The organism is Streptomyces sp. RP5T (assembly GCF_003933965.1).
Taxonomy (GTDB): Bacteria; Actinomycetota; Actinomycetes; order Streptomycetales; family Streptomycetaceae; genus Streptomyces.
Genome location: NZ_RSAJ01000670.1, coordinates 1 through 4,224 on the forward strand (window position 1 = coordinate 1; position 4,224 = coordinate 4,224).

Annotated in this window: 4 protein-coding genes; 2 read left to right on the plus strand and 2 right to left on the minus strand. The window is 71.7% G+C overall.

The window, feature by feature from the left end; all coding sequences use genetic code 11:
• The coding region (locus tag EHS43_RS38825) for an alpha/beta hydrolase fold domain-containing protein (RefSeq protein ID WP_148104211.1) at nucleotides 1-655 on the minus strand (655 nt) is incomplete at its 3' end.
• A 172-nt stretch (nucleotides 656-827) separates the two neighbouring features.
• Between EHS43_RS38825 and EHS43_RS38830 the strand changes: the two genes are divergently transcribed.
• Nucleotides 828-1,640 (plus strand): PhzF family phenazine biosynthesis protein, encoded by an 813-nt coding sequence (locus EHS43_RS38830; protein ID WP_125195283.1) that lies wholly within the window; start codon nucleotides 828-830, stop codon nucleotides 1,638-1,640.
• Here the strand turns inward: EHS43_RS38830 and EHS43_RS38835 are convergent, their stop codons facing one another.
• Nucleotides 1,641-2,441: a CPBP family intramembrane glutamic endopeptidase gene (locus EHS43_RS38835; RefSeq protein WP_125195284.1), complete on the minus strand. Its 801-nt coding sequence runs from the start codon at nucleotides 2,439-2,441 to the stop codon at nucleotides 1,641-1,643. It lies immediately after the preceding gene.
• Between the two features lie 181 nt (nucleotides 2,442-2,622).
• On the opposite strand from EHS43_RS38835, the gene EHS43_RS38840 reads away from it, so the two are divergent.
• Nucleotides 2,623-4,224 (plus strand): substrate-binding and VWA domain-containing protein (locus EHS43_RS38840; protein WP_125195285.1); only part of this gene is annotated, 1,602 nt, incomplete at its 3' end.

The window sequence follows — 4,224 nt, forward strand, 5'->3', positions numbered from 1 at the left end:
GCGAGACGAGAGGGTGGGCGCGGTCGGCGGGGTCGGGGACGTAGGCGGCGGTGAAGATCCGCATGAGCTGCGGGGTCAGCAGCGGCTTGGCGACGAGGGACCGCTTGCCGGCCGGGTCGGCGACCTGGTCCAGCGGTGCGGAGTCGAGGATCTGGAGCCGGGGTGAGAAGGTGCCGCGCTCCCTGGCCAGCCGGCACACCGCGGCGGTCAGGTTGGCGCCGGCGCTGTGTCCGCCGACGGCGAGCCGCGAACCGTCCCAGCCTCCGACGGCACCGTTCGCGGCGACCCACGCGGTGACGTCGTAGGCCTGGGTGACGGGGGCGGGATACGGCCTCTGCGGCGCGACCGCGTAGTCGACGTTGACCACGACACAGCCGGCCGTGGCCGCGATGTAGCGGCAGATGTGGTCGTCCTGCTCGGCCCGGGCGACCACGAACCCGCCGCCGTGGAAGTTGACGTACACCGGGGCGGGCACGTCGGCGGTGACCGGCGGACGGTAGACGGTGCACGTCACCGGTCCGGCGCCGGTGTCGACCCGGAGGGTCTCGGTGCGCGCCGGGATGTCGGTGAGGCGCAGGTCCTTGTGGACGCGGGACATCACGCGGCCGAGCAGGAGCTGGATCGCCCTGGCCTTGATTGCGGGACTGAACGGCATGACGGAGCACCCATCGCTACAAGATTAAAGTAACAGGATTCCTGATAATGAGGGCTCGTCGGCGACAGCGCAATGGGCGGCGGGCCGGGACGCGTCGGCCTTCCCGGAAATCGGGCCGGCGACGCCGGATTGGCCTTGTCCCCGAGGCAAGATCACGCCGTACGGTCGGTCCATGCGTATCCGAATCGTCGACGCCTTCACCGACCGCCCGTTCGCCGGCAACCCGGCAGGGGTCCTGCTCCTGGACGACGGTTTCCCGGACGACAACCGGCTCCAGAACATCGCCCTGGAGGTCAACCACGCCGAGACGGCCTTCGCGCACCGGCTGCCCGGCGGCGGCGAGGCCGACTGGGCGCTGCGGTGGTTCACGCCCGCCACCGAGGTGAACATGTGCGGGCACGCCACGCTCGCCACGGCCCACGTCCTGTTCGCCACCGGCGCTCACCAGGGCCCGGTGCGCTTCGCGACCCGCAGCGGAGTCCTCGTCGCCACGCCCGCCGAGGACGGTTCGATCACCCTGGACTTCCCCACGGCCCCGCTGACCCCGGTCGCGCTGCCCGAGGGGGTCGCCGCGGCACTGGGCGCCGAGCCGCTGACCGCCTCCGACACCGGGCCGAACATCGGTGACCTGCTGCTCGAACTGGCCGACGAGAAGACCGTGCACGCCCTTCGCCCCGACCTCAAGGCGCTGGCCGCCTACTCCGAGCGCGGGATCATCGCCACCGCCCGCGCCGAGAACCCGGAACTGGGCTACGACTTCGTCTCCCGCTGCTTCTTCCCGAACGTCGGCATCGACGAGGACCCGGTCACCGGCAGCGCCCACACCGCGCTCGCGCCCTACTGGTCGCGGCGGCTCGGCCGTACGGATCTCACCGGGCTGCAGGCCTCGCCCCGCTCCGGCCGGGTCCGCACCGGACTGCGCGGTGCGCGCACGCTGCTGACGGGCCGGGCGGTCACGGTCATCGAGGGCGAGCTGCTCGCCTGATCAGGCGGTCGGCAGCCAGCCCACCTTGCCCGCGAGCAGCGCGTATCCCACGAACGCCCCGATGTCGAGGAGGGAATGCGCCACCACCAGGGGGCCCACCCGGCCCCAGCGCCGGTACAGGTGGACGAACACCACGCCCATCACCATGTTGCCGATGAAGCCGCCGACGCCCTGGTAGAGGTGGTAGCTGCCGCGCAGTACGGAACTGGCCACCAGGGCGGTGCCCGGGGTCCAGCCCAACTGGTTCAGCCGGCGCAGCAGATACCCGACGACGATCACCTCTTCGAGGATCGCGTTCTGCAACGCCGAGAGGATCAGCACCGGGTACTTCCACCACACGTCGGGCAGCGCCTCGGGCACCACGGTGAGGTTGAAGCCGAGACCGCGTGCGGCCAGGTAGAAGGCGATACCGGTACTGCCGATCACGGCCGCGACGCCGGCCCCGCGGGCGAGGTCGAAGCCGGGCCGGGTGCGGTCGAAGCCGAGGGTTCTGAGGCTCTGCCCCTCGCGCAGCAGGAAGTGCGCGACCAGGGCGACGGGAACCAGCGCCGAGGCGATCCCGAAGAGCTGCCAGGCGAGATCCAGCCAGGGACGGCCGGGCGCGGCCGAGGCGTTGAGGGTCGCCGCCTGATCCTTGAGACCCCCTGGTTTGGTGACCGATCCGACAAAACTGATCAGCGCGGACACACCGCTCGCACCGAGCGAAAGCCCCAGAACGAGCAGCGTCTCGTCACGCAAGAACTTCCGTGAGAGCGCCCGCTGCGGAAAAGAATCGGCCACTGCCCCTTCCTCCGCCTGCACACCTGCCTCCAGTTGAGTAATCCAGCCTCATCCCCAACTCCGCCCCGCTAGGGTCCTTCGAAAGAAGTTACGAAGATCGTGCGCAGGGCCGTCGGGGGGACGGACGCCGTACGGGGGCGTACTCCCTTTTCCTCCGTACACGGCTGTGCCGGCACGAGCAGCAGGGGAGGGCACCACCGTCATGGGACGTCACAGCTTGCCCGATCAGTATGGGGTGGGCGGCAGCGACCCCCGTCCACGCGCGCGCCGCCGCACCGTGGCCGTCGCGACGGTGCTGGTCCTCGCCGTCGCCGGCGGTACGGCCGCCGCCGTCCAGGGCGGCCTGCTCTCCTTCGGCTCCTCCTGCCAGGACGAGGCGGTACGGATCGAGATCGCCGCCTCCCCCGACATGGCCCCCGCCCTGCGCGCCGCGGCCGGCCGGGCCCACGACGAGAACCTCACCTCCGACGGGCGCTGTGTGGCCGTGTCGGTGACCGCGCGCGAGTCGTACAAGGTCAGGGACGCGCTCGTGGCCGGCAGGAACCCCGGCGCGCAGGTGTGGGTGCCGGACTCGGACGTGTGGCTGGAGCAGATCTCCGCGAACGGGGGCGCGACCGAGGTGGCTCGGGTCGGTGACGTGGCCTCCAGCCCGGTCGGCATGGCGATGGTGCCGGACGCCGCGAAAGCGCTGGGCTGGCCGAAGAAGACGTACGGCTGGCTCGAACTGGCGGGCGCCGCGCTGCGGGACGACTCCCTCAGGCTGGGCGCCGCCGATCCCGCGCGCAGCGCGTCCGGGCTGCTCGCCCTGACCCGGCTGAGCAGCGCGGCGGGCGGCGTCGAGGGCGGGGCGACCCAGGCCGCGGCGATGATGAAGTCGCTCTCGCAGCGCGTCTCCGACAGCGACGGCCGGCTCGTGGAGACGCTGCCGCGGGACTCCTCGGGTACCGAGCAGGGCAATCCGAGGCGCAACCAGGCCCTGATCCTGTCCGAGCAGGCGGCCTTCACGTACAACTCCTCGGCGGAGTCCGGGGACGGCCTGGACTTCTTCTACCCGAAGGACGGGTCACCGCGGCTGGACTACCCGTACGCGCTCGTCGACGAGACGCGGCTGAGCACGGACGAGAGCCGGGCGGCGATCCGTTTCATGACGTACCTGCGCAAGCCCGAGCAGGAACAGCTGCTGACGGACCGGGGGTTCAGGACCTCCGACGACCAGGTCTCCGCCTCGCTGGTCGCGAAGGCCGGGGGCAGGGTGCCGCAGCCCTTCGCGGCGGCGGCCGTCGAGCCGGCGTCCGCGTCGGCGCTCCAGGAGGCCCTCGGCACCTGGACGATCACCGTCCAGAGCGCGCGGATCACCACGGTCGTGGACGCGTCCTCCTCCATGTCCGAGCCCGTCCCGGGCACCGGCCGCACCCGGATGGACGTCACCAAGGCGTCCCTGCTGCAGGCCCTCGCCACCTTCACCCAGGAGGACGAGATCGGCCTGTGGGAGTTCTCCACGAAGCTGGACGGCGCCAAGGACTACAGGATCCTGGTGCCGACGGACCGGCTGGGCGACAGCACGCCCACGGGCGGCACCCAGCGGGAGCGCCTGTCGGCGGCCTTCGGCGGCCTGGAGCCGGTGCCGGGCGGCGCGACGGGGCTGTACGACACCACGCTCGCCGCGTACCGGGCGGCGACCTCCTCCTACGCCGAGGGGAAGTTCAACGCCCTGGTGGTGCTGACCGACGGCGTCAACCAGGACCCCGGCAGCATCTCGCGCGGGAAGCTGATCTCCGAACTGCAGAAGCTCTCCCGTCCCGCC

What these genes read in the sequence shown, in the direction of transcription:
- EHS43_RS38830 (WP_125195283.1), top strand. Translation starts at nt 828, where the DNA reads ATGCGTATCCGAATCGTCGACGCCTTCACCGACCGCCCGTTCGCCGGC.